This window comes from Candidatus Palauibacter australiensis, from assembly GCA_026705295.1.
Taxonomy (GTDB): Bacteria; Gemmatimonadota; Gemmatimonadetes; order Palauibacterales; family Palauibacteraceae; genus Palauibacter; species Palauibacter australiensis.
In genome coordinates, this window is the sequence record JAPPBA010000143.1 from 15,355 (window position 1) to 35,210 (window position 19,856).

The following is a 19,856-nucleotide window of genomic DNA, read 5'->3' on the forward strand; positions in this document are numbered from 1 at the left end:
GCGATGTTCGAGATCGTCTTCCTGGGAGGCATCGCGGCCGTAATCTACCGTCGGCGTGTGCGCGCCGGCGACTGGAGTCGGGGGGACTTCCACCGCATCCTCGTCGGCCTGGGTCGCGCGGTGAGCCGCGCGGTGGCCGCCCTGTTGAGATCCTGGCCCGGGCTTCTGCGACAGTGCGCGGCCGATGTGAAGAGCCTTGCGCACGACATGGCAGGCGGCGTCCGGAACCGGAGGCCGCCCGCGTTCCGGACCCGGCGCTCACGGCTCGAAGGGGCCGCGTCGCCTCTCGCCCCGCCTGCCGAGGCCGCGACGAGAGCCGAGAGCCGGCTCTTCTCGCGGCTCCAACGGCGCTACGTCTCCGGCAGGATCAGCTTCTCCGAGTACGTGGAGGGCGTACGGCGCCTCCGGGCCGACGGCGGCGCGCTGCAGGGCCTGGGCAGCAAGGCCCCGCCGCACGCGGACGGCGAGGCCGGAAGGCTGGCGGCGGAGCGCTGACCGGAGCCGCCAGCCTGGCGGGCTAGTGCTTGCGGTGCCTCTCCCACGGGCTGCGGGTGAAGTAGGACTCCGTCATCTCCTTGATCTGAGGCGCGAGGAAGATCAGCGCGATCAGGTTCGGGATGATGACGATGGCCAGGAAGATGTCCCCCAGAGACCACACCACGGCGAGCGGCAGCACCGCCCCGACGAAGTGCATCGCGACGAAGATGAGCTTGTACGGAATGATCGCGTTCGGCCCGAACAGGTAGTTCGCGCAGCGGTCGCCGTAGTAACTCCACGAGATCGCCGTCGAGATCGCGAACAGGAAGACCGAGAAGATCACGATGTAGTGGCCCCAGTCGCCGAGCGGCGACAGGCCGCGCTGGAATCCCATCTGCGTGAGCGGCGCGCCCGTCTCGTAGGCCTGCCCGTAGACGACGGCCAGTTCCCGCCCGTCGTCGGTGATCGCTACCCCTCGCGCCGGGTCGACGGCCCCGCTGAACGGCTGCGTCTGCGCCTCGTCCTCGAACAGCTGCGGCACGGAGACCTCGTGCCACGCGAGGTGCGGTTCGCTCGTGACGCCGGGCCGCCCCAGCGTATAGCGGATCGTCCCCGTGGGATCCGTCGGCACCGAGCTTCCGCCCTCGTCGAGCACCACGTAGCTGATGTCCCCGCCTTCAAGCTGGATCGCGGTCGGGACCTGCGAGTTCCAGGCGCCGGTCATGATCACGACGAGTGCGGTCATCGTGACGATGACGATCGTGTCGATGAACGGCTCGAGCAGCGCGACGACGCCCTCTGAGACCGGCTCGTCCGTCCTCGCCGCCGCGTGCGCGATCGGGGCTGAGCCCTGCCCGGCCTCGTTCGAGAACAGCCCGCGCCGCACCCCCCACATGAGCGTGACGAGGAAGGCGCCGACGCCGGTGCCCGCCACGCCGGCGGTCGGATTGAAGGCCTCGCGGAAGATGATCGCGAACGTCTCGGGCACCTGGCCGAGGTTGAGGATGATGATGATCATGGCGGCGGTCACGTAGACGATCGCCATGAACGGAGCCAGGATGCTGGTCACGCGGCCGATGCGCTTGATGCCGCCCAGGATCACGAGCGCGACGATCGTCGAGGTCGTGAGGCCGGTGATCCACTTGGCGATCCCGAACTCGGCCAGCATCGCATCCGCGACCGTGTTGGCCTGGTTGGCGTTCCCCGTCATGAACGCCGTCAGCCCCAGCATGACCGCGAAAAAGGCGGCCACGGGCTTCCAGCGCGGCCCCAGCCCTTTCTCGATGTAGTACATGGGTCCGCCCGACACCGTCCCGCTGTATTTCGCCGACGTCTCGTCGACCTCGCGGTACTTCTGCGCCAGCGTGACTTCGCTGTACTTCGTCGCCATGCCGAGGAAGGCGGTCATCCACATCCAGAAGAGCGCCCCCGGCCCCCCGAGGTGGATGGCGATCGCGGCGCCGGCGATGTTCCCGATGCCGACCGTGGCGCTCAGCGCGGTGGTGAGCGCCTGGAAATGCGACACGTCGCCCGGATCGTTCGGGGCGTCGTATCGGCCCGTGGCCACCGCGACGCCGTGCGCGAACTTGCGGATCTGCGGCAGGCCGAGCCGGAGGGTGAGGTAGGTCCCGATGCCGAGGAGGAGCAGGACCTGAAGCGTCAGGCGCTCTCCTCCGATCGTGATCCCGAACTGCGCGACGTTGCGGTCGAGCCAGTCTACGATTGTGGCGAAGTCCATGCGTTGTCCCCGTTAGCGGCGAGTGTGCTGGAGGAGGGCTGAGTTTGGCCCCGTGCCGCTGAGGCTGCAACGGTTGGGCCGACGCGACGGGGCCGATCCGGGTCGCGGAAGTAGCCGGCGCCGGGGTGTGTGGCGGGCGTCACGGTGCCGTAACTTCGTTCGCGCTCCGGGTGCCTCGGAGCCCCGCCTCGCCCCGGATTTCGGCAGCGACCAGAACCCCCGCGAAAGCAAGGAGACGAAGAGGGACGTGGGTCCGGACAACAGGATTCCCGGCAGCCTCGGGCGGCTATGGGAACTCGCCAACGACCTCTCGTGGACGTGGAACCCGGCGGCCCCTGCCCTCTTCCGGGTCATCGATCCGCCGCACTGGCGCCGTACGCGGCACAACCCCGTGGCGCTGCTGCAGGCGGTCGGGGAAACGCGCTGGCGTGAACTGGCCGCCGACGGAGCGTTCCTGCGCCGGTACGACGCGGCGTGCCAGGCGCTGGACCGCGTATCGGGCGGCGGGACGGGCGCGGCGTCCACCTGGTTCGCCCGGAGCCACCCGGAGTTCGCCGAGGGCCCCGTGGCGTACTTCTGCGCCGAATTCGCGTTGCACGAGTCCATCCCGATCTACTCCGGAGGACTCGGCGTGCTCGCCGGGGACCATCTCAAGGCGGCCTCCGAACTGGGCGTCCCCCTCGTCGGCGTCGGGCTGATGTACGCGCACGGCTACTTTGACCAGACGCTGGGGCCGGACGGTTGGCAGGAAGATGCGGACGACCCGCTCGACCCCGACCTGACTCCGCTTGAGCGGCTGCAGGGCGCGGATGGCGCACCGTGGCTCGCCTCGCTCCAGGGCGGGGGGCGCCGCATCCATATCGGGGCCTGGAAGCTGCGCGTCGGCCGCGTCTCCCTGTACCTCCTCGACACGGACCTCGAGGAGAACGATCCCGCGGATCGGGGCCTCTCTCACCAGCTCTACGCGGGCGGCGCGGATCACCGCCTGCGGCAGGAGGCGATTCTCGGCGTGGGAGGCGTGCGCGTGCTCGCCGCACTCGGGATCGAGCCCGGGGCGTGGCACGCGAACGAGGGGCACGCGGCGTTCATGATGGTGGAGCGCGTGCGCCGGCTGATGCGGGACGGCCAATCCTTCGCGAACGCGGTGTCCCAGATCCGTGCCTCGACGGTGTTCACGACGCATACACCCGTCTCCGCGGGCCACGACGTGTTCTCCCACGCACAGATGCGGGAATGGATCGGCGAGACGTTCTGGGAAGAGATCCCTCACCGCGACGAGCTGCTGGGGCTCGGGCTCCACCCCGACGACGATGCGCAGGACCGGTTTCACATGACGGCGGCGGCGATCCGGCTTTCGCGGCGAGTCAACGGCGTTTCCGCGCGGCACGGTCGCGTGAGCCGTGACATCTGGCGCGGCCTCTGGGGGGACCGGGCGGCCGGAGAAGTGCCGATCCGGCACGTGACGAACGGGGTCCACCTCGCCACCTGGATGAGCGACGACGTCGCCGGCCTCCTCGACGAATGGCTCCCGGGCGGGTGGCGGGACGGTTCGGGCGACGAAGCCGTGTGGCGCGCGGTGCGCGACGTTCCCGCGGAGGCGCTGTGGCGCGTGCGGCGCCGGCTGAAGCTCCGGCTTCTCGATCTGATGCGGGAGGAGGCCCGGCGGCGGTGGCCGGACCATTGGCCGGAATCGGCGCACCTCGCCGGAGCCGGCACGCTCATGAGCCCCGGACCGCTCACGATCGGATTCGCGCGGCGCTTCGCCACCTACAAGCGCGCTGACCTCATCTTCCGCGACCGCGACCGCCTCCTCGCGCTGCTCTCCGACCCCGCCCGTCCCGTGCAGCTGATCTTCGCCGGGAAGGCGCACCCGCGGGACGACGACGGCAAGCGCGTCCTCCAGCGCGTGTACGAGCATACGCGCGATCCGGAGTTCGAGGGCAGGGTCGCCTTCATCGAGAACTACGGCCTTCATACGGCGCACGGTCTCGTCGAGGGCGTCGACCTGTGGCTCAACCTTCCCCGGGTCCCGCTGGAGGCGAGCGGGACGAGCGGGATGAAGGCCGCCCTCAACGGTGTCCCCCAGCTCGCGACCGCGGACGGCTGGTGGGAGGAGGGGTTCGAGGGCGACAACGGGTGGATCATCCCGCCCGCCCCCGCCACAGCGAGCGAGGAGGAGGTGGACGAGCACGACGCCGAGCACCTCTTCCGGCTCCTGGAGGAGGACGTCGTCCCGCTCTATTACGATCGACCCGGTGCGGGTGCCGGGGATGACGCTCCGGCGGGCTGGCTCGCCCATGCGCGGCGTGCGATCGAGGTGGCCGGCGCCCGATTCACGGCGGGCCGCATGGTGCGGGACTACGCGCGGGACTACTACGTCCCATCGCTGCGCGGGGACGACTGACGCACGACGCCATCTCCATCGCCACAATGTCGCCGAAACGCCCGATCCTGCCGCCCTAAGATCGCATACGCCCGGCTATCATATGGAGTTGCGCTGGCTTGAGGGGGATTGGGCGGTGTCCGCATGACCGCAAGGCTTGCGGTGGGCTCCTCGGCTCAGCATAGCGCCGTCCAATCCCACTCTTCCACACAAGCCGTTCAAGAGCCGGGTAGAGGAATGCACCACGCCGCGAGGTTGATGGCTGCGATGGTTGTCGCGGTGGCTTGCGTGACGCTGAGCCCTGCCTTCGCCGTGACGCAGGAGCCGGGTGAACGGATTCGCGTAACGCTTCCGTCGAGCACGGTGATCGGTTCATTCGTCGAGATGCGGCAGGACGGGCTGGTTCTACAGGATGAAGGCGGGACACGATCCATCGCGCTCGACGCGATTCATCGGATAGAGCGCCAGGTTGAGCGTCGTCCCCGCACGAAGGGGGCGCTGATCGGTGCGGGGTCCGGCGTGGCTGTTGCGGGGCTGCTTGGCCTTGTTAACCCTGAGCTCTATGAGGACGACTGGCTGTTCAGTGGCGCGGAGACGTTTGGACTTGTGGCCGGCACCTTCGCGGCCATCGGTGCGGGTGTCGGCTGGATTGCTGGGTCGGTCATCCGGGGTGACGGGTGGGAGGATATGAACTTCGGCTCGACATCGAGCTTGACGGCCGGTTTGCACCGCGGATCGAACGTGTTCGTCGGCGGGCGCATTCGGTTCTGAAGCGCCGGAGGAAGTCGACTGACCGCTACGGAGCCGGAAGCAGCTCGTCGAGGTAGCGGAGGAGCATGTGGCGCCATGTGGGCCAGTCGTGGTGCCACTCCTCGCCCCAGTCGTCCACCCGGTTCGGCACGCCCTTCCGCCCCAGGAGCGAGGCCGCGCGCCAGGATTCGCCGATGTCCTCCGCCCGCCCGCGCCCGGAGGCGAGGAGCACGAAGCGCTCGCGCAACCGGTCGAGCGTCTCGCCCGCGAGTTGAGGCAGATGGTGCACCGGCGAGGCGCGGTAGAAGTCGCTCGTCGCTCTCGCTTCGGCCCCGGTCTCGTGCTTCAGGAAGCGCTGGAGGTCGTACGTGCCGCTCATGCACACGGCGTGCGAGAAGGCGTCGGGGAACCGGCACAGCACGGCGAGCGCGTTGAACGCTCCGATCGAGGATCCCGCGACGATGACCTCGATCCCGGGATCGTTGCAGTCCTCCCGGATCATGGGGACGAACTCGCGGTAGACGAACTCCTGGAACCGGTCGAGGACCGCCATGCGGTGTTCCGTGGTCCCCTCGCGTCCGAGCATGACGCGGCCCGCCACGCTGTCGCACGAGTAGACCTTGAGCCGGCCGTCCGCCAGGTAGTCCGCGACCGTGTCGATGACGAGGAAGCGCTCGATCTCCTCGGCGTCTCCTCCGGCGGTCGGGAACATGAGGAAGGGCACGCCGACCTCGCCCCAGCGCGCCACGTTGACCTCCTGGCCGAGGCGGTCCGACCACCAGCTGGCGTTGAGTTTCATGAGGCGAGCATCGGCACGGCGCCGGGGGGTTCTTCCCGGCGGGCCGCCTGTATGCGGTCGAAGAAGAGCGCGGTGAACTCCTCGACCTCGTGATCGGGGTAGAGCGAGGCCACCTTCGCGCGCACCGCGTCGCGGGCCGCCTCGCTGCCGAAGAAGTCGTCGGCCACCTCGTCGAGTTCCGCCAGATGCGTCCCGCAGAACTCCACGAAGCGGTCGGTCTCGAACCGGGCTTCCGCGACTGCGGCGCAGGCCCGCACCTTCTCTCCCGTCGACATCCCCGGACGGCAGACATCGAAGAACGGTTGCCAGTCGAGGTTGACGCGCATCCTGCGCCGCGTCGCCGCGCAGAATAGGGACCAGCGCAGATTCGCCTTGATGAGCCACGGGAAGTGGTAGTGGAGCGACGTGACCTGCGAATCCGGGCAGGGGTTCGCGAAGTCGATCGGCATCCACCGGCCGCCGCTGCGGAGCACCTCGCACGAGTTGAAGTCCCACCCGAAGAACGCGTTGATCGTGAGCGTCGTGTCCCGGATCGCGCCGGCGTCGGCGGGCTCGAGGTGGTCTCGCTCGACGGTGTAGCGGTCGTGCGCGGGGGCGCCGGGGTCGTAAAGGACGGCGCGCGTCTGAGGGCCCAGTCCGATGCAGCGGACGAAACGGTCGTGCTCCACCCCCTGCTGGAGGTGCATCACGAACTTGCCGCTCTCATCGTAGGCGGTGCCGAGCGCCTCGTCGTCCTCGATCCGCGACACGCCGCGCCAGCCGCCACCGTCGTAGGGCTTCATGAACACCGGATACCCCAGGTCGTGCGCGACGGCGGGGAGGTCGAAGAGCCGCGCGTAGCGCTTCAGGGTGACCGCCAGATCGTCCTGCGGGTCATAGGACTTGGGCGGGATGAGCCACGTCCGCGGCACCGGGAGACCCAGCCTCATCATCGCGCAGTAGGTGGAGTGCTTCTCCATCGACTGGACGCTCCACGGATTGTTGAACACGTAGAGCCCGTCCATGATCACGGACTTCTTGATCCACTCCCGCGTCGGGAAGTACCAGTGCGTGAGGCGGTCGATGACGACGTCGTACTTCCTCTTCTGCTGCAGGTCGAAGGGCTCGATCGTGACGTCCTCGACGTGGAACCGGATCGTGCCGTCGTCCGAGGGGATCCGGGGCTTCAGCCGTTCGAGGATCGCGCGGTAGGCGACGGGCCAGCAGAGGTCCGCCCCGAGCGAGAGGCCGATGCGGCGGGTGACCTCGCGCGCGGACGCCGCCGCGGCCGTCATTCGTAGACCATCCAGAGCGGACCCGGGAAGAGCCACGACAGGCCCTCGCGCAGGCGGTCCCGCCAGTTCTCCCAGTTGTGGCCGTCGCGCGACTCGACGAAGCGCACGTCCGCGCCGCCGCGACGGAGGACCGGGATCAGGGCCCGATTCTCCGAGACCAGCGGTTCGTAGACGCCCACCGAGACGAACGCCTTCTCGGCAATGGCGGTGGGAGCCGCCCGGTACGCGTTCATCATGTCGACGATGCGGTCGAAGACGGGGCCGCTCTCATGGGCGCCGATGTCCGTGAACAGGAAGGAGCCCGACTGGAGCAGCAGGCGGCCGAAGCGATCGGGGTACTCGAGCGCGGCGTGGAAGGAGGCGACGGCGCCCAGGCTCGCGCCCATGAGGCCACGCGACCCGAGGTCCGGGAGGAGCGGATAGTCGCGTTCGAGGCGCGGCAGCAGCTCCTCGGCGACGAACCGCGCGTGCGCCGGATCCGCCGAGTATTCCGAAATCCGGTCGTCCGGGTGCAGGAGTGCGACGATCATACGGGGGATCTCGAAGCGATCGATCAGCCGGTCCAGGACCCGTCTCAGGCCGGCGTACTCGACGTAGTCCCCGCCGTCGTGCACGATGAGCAGCGGGTAGCGCCGGTTGGCGTGGAACTCCGCCGGACGGTACACGGTCACGTGCCGCGCGGACGCGAGCGCCTCGCTCTCGACCGCGAGTTCGTCCATCGCGCCGGGCCGCACGTCCTCGCTCTCGCGCGCCCAGTCCGGGATCTCGTAGCCCCGGGCCTGCACGACGGAGTTCGCGCCGAACGGATCGCGGGCGCGCTGGGGGTTCAGCGGATCCTCGATCCACTCCGCGCGGCCGCGGGCGACCACCTCGATCTTGTATTCCACCCGGGACTCGTCGGGGAGCTCGAGCGTGTAGCACCAGAGATCCGTTCCGTCCAGGCGGCGGAAGGGCGCCGAGGTCTGGAGTCCGTGCACCCAGTGTCGGAGCCGTACGGCGTCGGCATGGCCCCGATACACGAAGGTGTAGAGCGGAGGCTCGGCGAGGGGGAACTCGTTCGCGTCAAGGAACGCGCCCACCGGATCCATCCCGCCGGAAGCGGACGCGAGCCGTTCCTCGAGCGCCGCGATCGCGGACGAACGCGGCATGGACGCGTCTTGCCGCTGGACCCGGGCGTGGGGATCGAACCGCATGGCCGGGCTACGCCGCCGTACGGAAGGGGACCCGGCGGCCCGCCGCGTCGAGGCGTTCGAGACCGTCACCGCCGGTCCAGCCGTCTCCGGCGCGGTCGATTCGATGACCCGGGTCGAGAAGGACGCAGGAGTCCGGGGAGAAGCGGGCCGCGAGCCGCGCTCCCCGGGTGCGATCGTCCAGGGCGAGCCGAGCCGAAGCGTGCGGCAGCGCGACAAGCCCTTCGGCGATCCCGAGCCCCGCGTCGAAGACTTCGGGATGGCCCGCGCCCCACGGCGGCCGATCGTGAAAGAGCACGACGCGCTCCGTCAGCACCATGGCGCCCGCCGACCGGCCGATCACGACCCGTCCGCCCAGGAGCTTCCTTCCCCCGAACAGGCGCAGGCGGCTCAGCAGGTTCCCGACGTGCCCGCCCTCCAGCACGATCGCCTCCGCGCCCTCGAGCCGCGCGTGCACCTCGCGCCGTTGCGATCGCACCGCGTCGCGCTCGGGGGGTGTCAGGCGGTGCTCGAACTCCGACCGGATCTCGAGCACCCGGGCCAGGTGCCGGGCGTCGAGGCGCCGAATGGCCGCGAGGGCTTCGCCGCGCTCGGCCCGGAGCACCGACGCGTCCCCCCGCAATTCGGCCAGTCGCCGGTGCGCCTCGATGAGGCCGTGGAGGCGCAGATTGTAGGCGCGACGCAGCGACCGGAGCCGGTCCCGTGTCTCGCGGTGCGCACGCGCGAGTTCCGCGTCCGCCTCGGCGATCCGGTCGGAGCGCCGATAGAGTTCGAGATCGACGACGCGGTTGGCGAGGCCTGGATCGATGAGCCCCTCGTTCGCCTCGCGGTCCCGCCACCCGGCGGTGATGGCGGCGATCCGCGCGCCCGGGGACAGCGCGCCCCCGGCCTCCAGTTCCCGCACCACGTCCCGGAGCGCGAGGCCGCCCCCGCGCGGACCCAGCAGGACAAGCGCGCTCATGCGGCGCGCACTCTCACCCAGCGTCCGACGGCGTCGAGCATGCGGCGCAGTTCGTCGTAGTCCGGGTGCCGCAGCCGGAGCCAGGCGTTGGCCATGTACCCGGCCTCCACCGGCTGGGTGGGCGTGCCGGGCGGCGGCAGGTGCGTATCGATGATCCACTCCCCGAAGCGGGTTTCCACCTTCTCCAGGCCCTCGTACCCCGCGATCCGCCCATCGTTTTCGGGCCGCAGCGTCACGATCCCCGCGGAGTAGCGGCGCGACGCGTCTCGCAGTTTCCGGCCATGCACGATGCAGGACGCCCATTCGCGGTACACGTCCATTTCGTTCGCCGCCCCGTACAGGTCCCAGGCCCGCACGCCGGGCGGGCGGCAGCCGATCTCGGAGAACTTGAGCCCTTTCTCGCCGAAGAACCATTCCATGTGGGTGGCGGATGTCCCGATCTCGAGCGCGTCGATGACCCGCCGTCCGAGTTCCCGGACCTCCGCGTAGGCGGAGGCGGTGTCGATCCGGTTCGTGGCGATGAACTGGGGCGACACCTCCCGCGTCCGCATGGCCTCGAGCACGTTCGGGTAGTAGTGCGTCATGAAATCGTGGACGACCGTGCCGCCCACCGTCAGCGTGTCATAGAAGGCCTCGTGTCCGTCCACGAACTCCTCTACGGCAACTTCGGCGCCGCGCCCCACGCCGAGGCGCGGGAGCAGTGCCGCGAGCTGTGCCTCATCGTCGACGCGAACCGTGCCCGAGGCGCCCGCCCCCGCGCGAGGCTTGACGATGAGCGGATAACCGACCCTCCGGCCGAACGCCGCGATCTCGTCCGCGTCGCCTCCGCCCATCGACTGGGCGGTCGCGATCCCCGCATCGCGAAGGGCGTCCTTCATCGCCGGCTTGTCGCGGCACAGGTGCGCGGTCTTCACGGAGGTCCCGGCCAGTCCCGCGGCTTCCCGCACGCGTGCGACCGGGAGGATGTGGGCTTCGACCGTGGCCTCGAGGCGGTCCACGGGGCGCCGCCGGTGGATCTCGTGAACGGCGTGCGCGAGCGCGCCCTCATCGCACACCGAGCCGACCTGCTCGTAGCAGGTGAGCCACCGGTGCAGATCGGAGCCCAGCGCTTCCAGCGGCGCTTCGCCCACCGCGGACACCTCGGCGCCGACTTCGTGCAGACCGCGCACGAAGTCCTTCTGGTTCCCGGGAAACAGGGGTTCGACGAATACGACGTGCATTGCTTCGCCAACAACTCGGGGAAAAACTTCACTTTGAGGGCCCGACATAGTACAGTCCCTGCGCTCGAACGCCAGCCCGTCCGGCGGCGGCCGTCCGGCCCGCCGCTGCAACCCGGAAAACCCATGCCCAACGTAGCCTTCGTCGCCCCGTTCTATCTCCCTGCCACGCTGCGCTTTCTGGAAGCCGCCGCGGGGCTCGCCGGCGTGCGCCTCGGGGTCGTGACCCAGGAACCGCTCGAGCGAATGCCCGCCTCCCTGCGGCGGAGGGTCGCGGCGCACGCCCGGGTCGACGACGCGCTGTCGGCGGAGGGCATCCACACCGGGCTGCGCCGGCTCTCCGGCGAACTCGGCGGCATCGACCGTCTCCTAGGCGCGCTCGAGGAGCTGCAGGTACCGCTCGGCGAACTGCGAGACGCCCTCGGAATCGAAGGGATGGGCGCGGGGGCGGCGCGCAACTTCCGCGACAAGTCCCGCATGAAGGACGTGCTGCGGGCGCACGGCCTGCCCTGCGCCCGGCACGCGCTGGTCCGGGACGAGGCCGAGGCGGTGGCCTTCGCGGACGCGACGGGCTTCCCGCTCATCGTGAAGCCGCCGGCCGGCTCCGGCGCCCGCGGCACATTCCGCGTCGAAACGACGGCGCAGTTGCGCACGGCGATCGCGATGTCGCGGCCGAGCGCCGAGCGGCCGACGCTCATCGAGGAGTTCGTCGTCGGCGAGGAACACTCCTTCGACGCGGTCTCGATCGGCGGACGCGTCGTCTGGCATTCGATCAACCACTACCTGCCTTCGCCGCTCGAGGTGCTGCGCGAGCCGTGGATCCAGTGGTGCGTCCTCCTTCCGCGGGAGGTCGACTCGCCCCGGTACGACGAGATCCGGCGCGTCGCCGGACCCGCGCTCGATGCGCTCGGGATGGAGACGGGGCTGAGCCACATGGAGTGGTTCCGGCGGCCCGACGGTCCGGTGGCGATCTCCGAAGTCGGGGCCCGGCCGCCCGGCGCACAGTTCGTCACGCTGATCTCGCAGGCGCACGACGTCGACCTTTACCGGGCCTGGGCCCGCCTCCTGATCTTCGACGAGTTCGACCCGCCGCCCCGCCCGTACGCGGCCGGCGCGGCCTATCTCCGGGGACAGGGCCGGGGCTCCGTGCGGCGGGTGGCCGGGATCGAGGAGATCGCGAAGGAACTCGGGCCGCTCTGCGTCGAATGGCGCCTTCCCCGCGCGGGACAGCCGCAGAGCGCGTCCTACGAGGGAGAGGGCTACATCATCGTCCGCCACCCGCGCACCGAGGTCGTCGAGGAGGCGCTGGAGCGGATCATCACCCGCGTGCGGGTGGAACTCGCCACGTGACGAAACAGCTCACACGTAACGGAACAACACAACGGACCATGAACGTATTGATGATTTCGCCGGGCTACCCGGCCGAGATGACCTGGTTCACGCGCGGGCTCGCGGAGGTAGGAGCGAACGTCATCGGCCTGGGCGATCAGCCCGGGGCGGCGCTGCCCGAGATCGCCCGGGCGAGCGTGTCCGACCACCTGCAGGTGAGATCGCTGGCCGATGAGGCGGACGTGATGCGGCAGGTTGCCGAGTTCGCCGCGCGAACCCGGATCGATCGCGTGGAGTGCCTGTGGGAGCCCTTCATGATCCTCGCCGCGCGGCTGCGCGAGATGCTGGAACTGCCGGGGCCGACCGTCGAGCAGACGCTCCCCTTCCGCGACAAGGAAGTGATGAAGGACGTGCTCGACGCCGCCGGGATCCGGACGCCCCGCCACGGGAGGGCCACGAGCAACGCCGAGTGCCGCGAGGTCGCGGAGGGCGTCGGCTTCCCCCTCATCGTGAAGCCCGTCGCCGGCGCCGGCTCGGCCGATACCCACCGGGTCGATTCGGCGCGGGATCTGGAGCGGGTCCTTCCCGCCCTGCGGCACGTCCCCCAGGTCACGGTCGAGGAGTTCATCGAGGGCGAGGACATGACCTTCGACACGGTCACGGTCGGAGGCGCCGTGGCGCACTACAACATCTGCCGCTACTGGCCCCGCGCCCTCGAGTCGAAGACGCACGAGTGGCTCAGCCCCATCACGTACGCGCTGCGCGACGTGGAGGCGGATGATGTCGCCGCCGGACGCGAGATGGGGTTCGCCGTGCTCGCCGCGCTCGGATTCGAGACCGGCTACACGCACATGGAGTGGTACCGGACCGCGGACGGGGAGGCCGTGTTCGGCGAGATCGCCGCGCGTCCCCCCGGCGTGCGGACGGTCGACCTCATCAACTTCGCGAGCGACATCGACACCTACCGCGGGTGGGCCGAAGGCGTCGTGCACGCGACGTGGTCGCAGCCGGTGGAACGGAAGTACAACGCCTGCTGGATCGTCAAGCGGGCGCGTGGACAAGGCCGGATCCAGCGCATCGAGGGGCTCGGCCCGCTGCTCCAGGAGTACGGCGAGCGGGTGTGCAGCCTGGATCTGCTCCCGGTCGGATCACCCCGGCGGAACTGGCAGGCGACGCTCGTCTCCGACGGGATGATCTTCCTCCGCCACCCGGACCTGGAGGCGCTGGAGGCGATCGCCGGCGAGTTCGCGACGCGTCTGCAACTCTACGCGGCTTGATCCCGCCCGATCCGAGGCGTCACGGTTCCTCCGCGCGCTGGAGCACGACGAAAGCCAGCGGCGGGAGATCGACGGCGAGCGAGGCGGGACGCGCGTGGCGGGGGACCTCCTCCGCGCGGATCCGAGGGGCCGTGCGCCCGCTCCCCCCGAACTCCGGGTCGCCGCTGTCGAGGAGGACGCGGTACGGCCCGGCTTCGGGAAGGGCGACCCGATACCTGGGCCACGCGGTGGCGGAGAAGTTCGCCACGACGACGACGGCCGCCTCCCACTCCGGCCGCCACCGCAGGTAGCTCAGCACGCTGCGCTTCGCGTCGTGCACGTCCAGCCACTCGAAGCCTTCCGGCGCGTGGTCGAGCGCGTGCAGCGCGGGCTCGCTCGCGTAGAGACGGTTCAGCGCGCGCACCCAGCGCCGGAGCCCGCGGTGCATCCCGTGCGCCGGGTTCGCCGACGCATCCGGCAGACTCCAGTCGAGCGCGCCGTCCTCGTGCCATTCCCGCCGCTCTCCGATCTCCCCTCCCATGAACAGGAGTTTGGCCCCGGGGTGCGTCCACATGTAGCCGAGGAGGAGGCGGAGGCCGGCGAACTTCTCCTCGTCCGTCCCCGGCATCTTCTCCAAGAGAGAACGCTTTAGGTGAACGACTTCATCGTGCGACAGGGGAAGGAGATGCCGTTCCGTATGCGCGTAGTGAAGCGAGAACGTCAGGCGCCGGTGCAGGCGCGGCCGCCGCTCCGGCGAAGCCGCCAGCACGCGGAGCGTGTCGTTCATCCATCCCATGTTCCACTTGAAGTCGAACCCGAGCCCGCCCTCGTCCACGGGCGCCGTCACGCCGGGCCACGCGCTGCTCTCCTCCGCGAAGAGGAGGACGCCGGGGAAGCGGTCATGGACCATCTCCGAGAGCGCCTTGAGGAAGGCGATCGCACCGAGGTTCTCGCGGCCCCCGAGTTCGTTCGGCTCCCACTCTCCCTCTTCCCGGGAATAGTCGAGGTGGAGCATCGATGCCACCGCATCGACGCGCAGACCGTCCACGTGGTATCGCTCGATCCAGTGGCGCGCGCTCGAAAGGAGGAAGGAGACGACCTCCGGCCGACTGAAGTCGAAGGCGAGGGTGCCCCAGTCCGGATGAACGGCCCGCGACTCCTCCCCCATCTCGTAGAGGGGCGCTCCGTCGAACGTCCTCAGGCCGTGGAGGTCGGGGCCGAAGTGGCCCGGCACCCAGTCGAGCACGACGCCCAGCCCAAGGCGGTGCGCCTCATCCACGAAATGCGCGAAATCCTCCGGAGGCCCGTAGCGGGAGGTGGGGGCGAAGTACCCGACCGTCTGGTAGCCCCAGCTCCCGTCATAGGGGTGTTCCATGACGGGGAGGAGTTCGATGTGGGTGAAGCCCAGATCGGCGGCATAGGGCAGCAGCTCCCGGGCGAGCGCGCGATACCCGAGCCACGAGCCGTCCGCGTGCCGACGCCAGGAGCCGGGGTGGACCTCGTAGATGGACATGGGATTGTCGGGGGCCGCGCGGTCCGGGCGAGTCTCGCGCCACTCGGCATCCGTCCATTCGTACGGGGCGGTCGAGGCGACGCGCGATGCGGTGCCCGGCCGGACTTCGGCGGCGCGCCCGAGCGGATCCGCCTTGTCGACCGCGACGGAGAGCCCGTCCGGTTCCCCGTCCCCGTCGGTCCCGGAACGCACCTGGAATTTGTACAGGTCTCCCGGCCCGACGCCGGGGAGGAAGCGTTCCCACACGCCGGCATCGCCCACCGCGGACATGGGATGGGCCGTTCCGTCCCACGCGTTGAACGAGCCCACGACGCTGACGCTCCGGGCGCGCGGGGCCCACACGGCGAACCGCGTCCCCGCCTCCCCGCCGCGCTCGCACGGGTGCGCGCCGAGGAGGTCGTGGAGCGCGGACTCCCGTCCCGCGTGGAACGCCTCGAAGTCGGGAGCCTTCAGAGGGAACGAAGGATCGCGCGCCGGGGTTTGGAGAGGTCCGGGGGGGCCGCTAGTTTTTTCGTGTTCGATCTGCCACCTCATCGCGGCGCGTCCGTCCGGACCGGGCGCCGTCCCTTGCAGCCACACATACGCCACTTCGCGACGAAGTATGAGCCGCATGCCTGCAATCGCCAAGCCAGCGCCGACACGACCGCGGGCGGGGGTCAAGCCGCCGGAGGAACTCGCCGTCGTGCATCTCGTCGCCGAGTACTGGCCGTACGCCCGCACGGGCGGCCTCGCGGAGGCGGTGCGCGGCATCGCGACCTTCCAGGCCGCCCAGGGAACTCCCGTCACGGTCTTCATGCCGCTCTACCGGTCGGTGCGCGAGGCCTTCCCCGACCTTGAGCCGATTGCGGACAGCTTCCGCGTGCGCGTGGGGCGCCGGGTGGAGGAAGTCCGGATTCTCCAGCACCCCGGCCCGCGCCGGAACCCGCGCGTGCTCTTCGTCGACCACCCCGGGTGCTTCGACCGGGAGGGGATCTACGGCGAAGGCGGGGCGGACTACGCGGACAACCCGCTGCGCTTCGCGCTCTACAACCTCGCGGCGCTCCGGATTCTGCCGGAACTCGCCAACGTGCCCGTCGTCGTCCACGCGCACGACTGGCATGCGGCCCTCGCCCCCGTCTTCCTGCGCACGCGGTTCGCCGGGCGCGAGGCGCACGACCGCATGGCGGCCGTCCTCTCGATCCACAACGCGGGCTACCAGGGACTTCAGGGGCCCGAGGTGCTGGAGGAGATCGGGCTGCCGCGCGAGCTGTTCCACTGGCGGCTCATGGAGTTCTACGGCCACCTGAACCTGCTCAAGGGCGGCCTCGTGTTCGCGGACTACGCGACGACCGTGAGTCCCACGCACGCGCACGAGCTTCGCACGGCCGACGGCGGGTTCGGTCTCCACGGCTCGTTCATCGAGATGGGCGACCGCTTTCTCGGGATTCTGAACGGCGTCGACCTGGAGGTATGGGATCCCGGGACGGACCCGGAGATCGCCGCCACGTTCTCGAGCGAAGACCTGGCCGGGAAGGCCGTGTGCAAGCGGGCGCTGCAGCGGGAGTACTCGCTGACCGAGGCGCCGGGCGTACCGCTGTACGGCATGACGGCGCGGCTCGTCGCGCAGAAGGGGCTCGACCTCCTCATCGACGGCGGGCCGCTGGAGCGGGCCGAAGGGCAGTTCATCTTTCTCGGCCAGGGTGAGGAGCGGTACGAAACAGCGCTGCGCGAGTTGGCCGGGCGGTACCCGGACCGGATCGCCGTGGACACCGAGTTCGCCGAAGCCAAGGAGCACCGGCTCCTGGCGGGCATCGACCTCCTCCTGATGCCGTCGCTCTACGAACCGTGCGGTCTCACGCAGATGCGGGCGCAGCTCTACGGCGTGCTCCCGGTCGCCCGGCGCGTCGGGGGGCTGGCCGACACCATCGAGGACCAGGTCACGGGCTTCCTGTTCGACGGCTACACGCCGGAAGATCTGGAGATCGCGCTCGGGCGGGCCGCCGCGCTGTATGCGGGGAGCCGGGAGGCATGGAACGAGCATGCCGTGCAGGCGATGACCCGCGACTTCGGCTGGGCGAGCAGCGCCGGCCGCTATCTGGACGTGTACCGGCGGGCGCTCGCCGCGCACGCCCCGGGCGACTGAATCCGCCTTCGGCCGTGGATCGCGCCACGGTTGTCCTTCACGGCCACTTCTACCAGCCGCCGCGGGAGGACCCGTGGACGGGCCGGATCCGCCACGAGCCGGGCGCGGCCCCGTTCGAGAACTGGAACGAACGGATCGCCGCGGAATGTTACGAACCGCTGGCGCGGGCGCGGGCGTTCGACTGGCTGAGCTTCGACCTCGGCCCGACGCTCGCCCGCTGGCTCGAGGGGGAGCGCCCGGACGTTCACGACGGCTTCGTCCGCGGGGACCGGGCGAGCCGCGCGCGGCTGGGGCACGGCAACGCGATCGCGCAGCCCTATCACCACATCATCCTCCCACTCGCCTCCCGCCGCGAGAAGGAGACGGAGGTGCGCTGGGGGCTGCGGGACTTCGAGCGGCGCTTCGGCCGGAGGGCCGAGGGCATGTGGCTCCCCGAGACGGCCGTCGACACGGAGACGCTCGACGTGCTGGCGGCGGCGGGCGTGGCCTTCACGATCCTGGCGCCGCACCAGGTCGCACAGGTGCCGGCCGGAGGCGTGGGGCGGGCCCGCCTCACGGGGGGCCGCGAGATCGCGGTCTTCATCTACGACGGCGGACTTTCGCACGGCGTGGCGTTCGGGGCCCTGCTCGACGGTCGCGACGCGTGGTTCGACGCGCTGCGGTCGGCTTCGGGCCGCGAGATTCCCTTCGTCGCGCTGGCGACGGATGGCGAGACCTTCGGGCACCACCACGGGGGCGCCGACCGCACGCTCATGCGAGTGATCCGTCGCGCCCGCGAAAGCGGAGAAGTGAAGATCGGGAACTTCGCCTCGGCGCTCGCCGCCGCGGGTGAGGTGCCGCTCGTGACCCTGGAAGAGCCCACCTCCTGGAGCTGCGCGCACGGCGTGGAACGATGGCGCTCCGAGTGCGGATGCCGGATGGCGCCTCACCACGACTCGCAACAGCGCTGGCGGGGGCCGCTCCGCGGGGCGCTTCAGTCGCTCGCGGTCGGACTCGATGAGGCGTACGCGGAGTTGGCGCCGGGCCGGTTGCCGGACCCGGATCGGGCCATGGAGGCGCTTGGCGAGGTTCTGGGCGCGCCGCCGGGGCTGGAGGACTTCGCCGCGCGAGCCGCCGGCACGGGAACCGGCGGCGGAGAACGCCCGGACGAAGCGCTGGCGCTGCTCGAGGTCGCCCGCGACCGGGCGGCGATGTTCACATCCTGCGCCTGGTTCTTCGACGATGTCGCGGGCCTCGAGGTGAAGCAGGTGCTCGGCTATGCCGCGCACGCTCTCGACCGCCTGCGTGGGCTCGCGCCGGAGCGTGCGGAGGCTCTGGAGACCGCCTTCGTCTCAGACCTCGCGAAGGCCCCGGCCAACGACGCCGACCTCGCGAACGCCGCGGCCGTGTACGAGCGTGCGTTCAGGTTGCGCGCCGGCGCCCCCGCCCCGGGGGACGCGTGAGCCGAGGCCCGCTCCGCTTCGCGTTCGCGATTCACCTCCACCAGCCCGTGGGGAACTTCGACCATGTGTTCGAGGATCACCTGACCGGCGTGTACCGGCCTCTGCTCAACGCGATCCACCGGCACGGCGCCTACCCCATCTCGCTTCACCTCTCCGGTCCCCTCCTCGACTGGGTCGAGCGCCACGCCCCCGACTTCCTCGATGACCTCGGGGAGCGGGCGGCGGAAGGCCACATCGAGCTCCTCGCCTCCGGACGCTACGAGCCCATCCTCGCGGCGCTCTCCACGGCGGACCGCGTGGAACAGGTCGAGTGGATGCGGGCGGATCTGCGCCGCCGGTTCGGGGTCGAGGCCCCGGGGCTCTGGCTCACGGAACGCGTCTGGGAACCCGATCTCGCCGCCGACCTGGCGCGGGCGGGCATCGAATACACGCTCCTCGACGACCGTCACTTCCTCGCCTGCGGACTCGAACGCGAGGAACTGGACGGCGTCTTCACGACGGAGAGCGGCGGGGAGCGGCTCCGCCTCCTTCCGATCGACGAGCGGCTCCGGTACCTGATCCCGTTTCGGCCCGTGGAGGAGATCGAGCACTTCATCGCCGGGCGGCGGCGGGCCGGGCAGCGTCAGATCGTGCTCGGCGACGACGGCGAGAAGTTCGGAGGGTGGCCGGACACCCGCGAATGGGTGTACGGCGCCGGCTGGCTGGATGCGTTCCTCGAGGCGCTGAACGCGGCGCGCGGGCGGGGCGAACTGGAGCTGGTCACGACCCGCGAGGCGACTTCCGGTCCGAGCCGCGGGCTCGTCTACCCCGCGACGGGCGCGTACCGCGAGATGGAGGAGTGGACGCTCCCCCGCCCCGCCGCGCGGCGCCTCGCCCGGCTCACCGCGACGACTTCGGGTACGGCCCGCATGGACGCCGATCCCGGCCCGCTGATCCGCGGCGGGCACTGGAAGGGCTTCCTGCGCCGCTACCCGGAGTCGAACCGCATGCACAAGGCGGCACTGCGGCTCTCTCGTCTGTGTCGAGAGCGCGGCGATCCGAGGGAGGCGCGGCGCGCCATCGGGCGGGCGCAGTGCAACGACGCGTATTGGCACGGGGTGTTCGGCGGGGTCTACCTTCCACACCTGCGCCGGGCGATCTGGCGCGAACTCGCCGCGGCCGAACGGCAGCTCCGCGAGGAAGAACGCATCGCGTTCGAGATTCTCGACTTCGACCTGGACGGCCATGACGAGATCTGGATCCACTCGGCCCGGAGTTCCATCGTGATCAGCCCCGAACGCGGCGGCGCGATCGAGAGCCTCACAGTGTTCCGGGACGGTGTGAACTACGTTGACGTCCTTTCCCGCCGCATCGAGACCTACCACCGGGATCCATCGGCGGCCTCCGGCACGACGCGCGAGGCCGA

General features: G+C 70.4%; 15 protein-coding genes. 8 read left to right on the forward strand and 7 right to left on the reverse strand.

The window, feature by feature from the left end; all coding sequences use genetic code 11:
• The first annotated feature begins 3 nt into the window (after positions 1-3).
• Positions 4-495, forward strand: coding sequence for a hypothetical protein (locus tag OXN85_11750; protein ID MCY3600629.1), 492 nt, complete (start codon positions 4-6; stop codon positions 493-495).
• Between the two features lie 22 nt (positions 496-517).
• On the opposite strand, the gene OXN85_11755 is transcribed toward OXN85_11750, so the two are convergent.
• Positions 518-2,215 (reverse strand): sodium:alanine symporter family protein, encoded by a 1,698-nt coding sequence (locus OXN85_11755; protein ID MCY3600630.1) that lies wholly within the window; start codon positions 2,213-2,215, stop codon positions 518-520.
• A 247-nt stretch (positions 2,216-2,462) separates the two neighbouring features.
• Here OXN85_11755 and glgP point away from each other — a divergent pair, with 247 nt between their 5' ends.
• Together glgP and OXN85_11765 are read left to right on the forward strand one after the other, a co-directional pair.
• On the forward strand, positions 2,463-4,619 hold the full coding sequence (glgP, locus tag OXN85_11760; GenBank protein MCY3600631.1) for an alpha-glucan family phosphorylase: 2,157 nt from the start codon (positions 2,463-2,465) through the stop codon (positions 4,617-4,619).
• A gap of 237 nt (positions 4,620-4,856) precedes the next feature.
• Positions 4,857-5,369: a hypothetical protein gene (locus OXN85_11765; GenBank protein MCY3600632.1), complete on the forward strand. Its 513-nt coding sequence runs from the start codon at positions 4,857-4,859 to the stop codon at positions 5,367-5,369.
• Positions 5,370-5,394: 25 nt separating this feature from the next.
• Here OXN85_11765 and OXN85_11770 read toward each other — a convergent pair whose 3' ends face one another.
• From OXN85_11770 to OXN85_11790, 5 genes are read right to left on the reverse strand one after another with little or no spacing between them, the layout of a single operon-like run.
• Positions 5,395-6,147 carry an alpha/beta hydrolase-fold protein gene (locus OXN85_11770; protein MCY3600633.1) on the reverse strand — a complete coding sequence of 251 codons (753 nt, stop codon included), beginning with the start codon at positions 6,145-6,147 and terminating at the stop codon, positions 5,395-5,397.
• Positions 6,144-7,421: a hypothetical protein gene (locus OXN85_11775; GenBank protein ID MCY3600634.1), complete on the reverse strand. Its 1,278-nt coding sequence runs from the start codon at positions 7,419-7,421 to the stop codon at positions 6,144-6,146. The genes OXN85_11770 and OXN85_11775 overlap by 4 nt, the downstream gene beginning before the upstream one ends.
• A complete protein-coding gene (locus OXN85_11780) occupies positions 7,418-8,569 on the reverse strand; it encodes an alpha/beta hydrolase-fold protein (protein MCY3600635.1) in 1,152 nt (383 codons plus the stop codon). Before OXN85_11780 ends, OXN85_11775 begins: the two co-directional genes overlap by 4 nt.
• A gap of 52 nt (positions 8,570-8,621) precedes the next feature.
• Positions 8,622-9,572, reverse strand: coding sequence for a Type 1 glutamine amidotransferase-like domain-containing protein (locus OXN85_11785; protein MCY3600636.1), 951 nt, complete (start codon positions 9,570-9,572; stop codon positions 8,622-8,624).
• Entirely contained in the window at positions 9,569-10,792 is a 1,224-nt protein-coding gene (locus OXN85_11790) for an ATP-grasp domain-containing protein (protein MCY3600637.1), read from the reverse strand. The genes OXN85_11785 and OXN85_11790 overlap by 4 nt, the downstream gene beginning before the upstream one ends.
• A 123-nt stretch (positions 10,793-10,915) precedes the next feature.
• Here OXN85_11790 and OXN85_11795 point away from each other — a divergent pair, with 123 nt between their 5' ends.
• Both OXN85_11795 and OXN85_11800 read left to right on the forward strand, forming a co-directional pair.
• Positions 10,916-12,139 carry an ATP-grasp domain-containing protein gene (locus tag OXN85_11795; GenBank protein ID MCY3600638.1) on the forward strand — a complete coding sequence of 408 codons (1,224 nt, stop codon included), beginning with the start codon at positions 10,916-10,918 and terminating at the stop codon, positions 12,137-12,139.
• A 38-nt stretch (positions 12,140-12,177) separates the two neighbouring features.
• Positions 12,178-13,395, forward strand: coding sequence for an ATP-grasp domain-containing protein (locus OXN85_11800; GenBank protein MCY3600639.1), 1,218 nt, complete (start codon positions 12,178-12,180; stop codon positions 13,393-13,395).
• Between the two features lie 19 nt (positions 13,396-13,414).
• Here OXN85_11800 and glgB read toward each other — a convergent pair whose 3' ends face one another.
• Positions 13,415-15,499, reverse strand: coding sequence for a 1,4-alpha-glucan branching protein GlgB (gene glgB, locus OXN85_11805; protein MCY3600640.1), 2,085 nt, complete (start codon positions 15,497-15,499; stop codon positions 13,415-13,417).
• Between glgB and OXN85_11810 the strand changes: the two genes are divergently transcribed.
• From OXN85_11810 to OXN85_11820, 3 genes are all read left to right on the forward strand, one after another.
• Complete coding sequence (locus OXN85_11810) at positions 15,498-17,009, forward strand: glycogen/starch synthase (GenBank protein MCY3600641.1); 1,512 nt, start codon at positions 15,498-15,500, stop codon at positions 17,007-17,009. The genes glgB and OXN85_11810 overlap by 2 nt on opposite strands.
• Positions 17,010-17,023: 14 nt before the next feature.
• A complete protein-coding gene (locus tag OXN85_11815; GenBank protein MCY3600642.1) occupies positions 17,024-18,451 on the forward strand; it encodes a DUF3536 domain-containing protein in 1,428 nt (475 codons plus the stop codon).
• Positions 18,448-19,856: DUF1925 domain-containing protein (locus tag OXN85_11820; protein ID MCY3600643.1), on the forward strand; the 1,409-nt coding region annotated here is incomplete at its 3' end. The genes OXN85_11815 and OXN85_11820, both read left to right, overlap by 4 nt.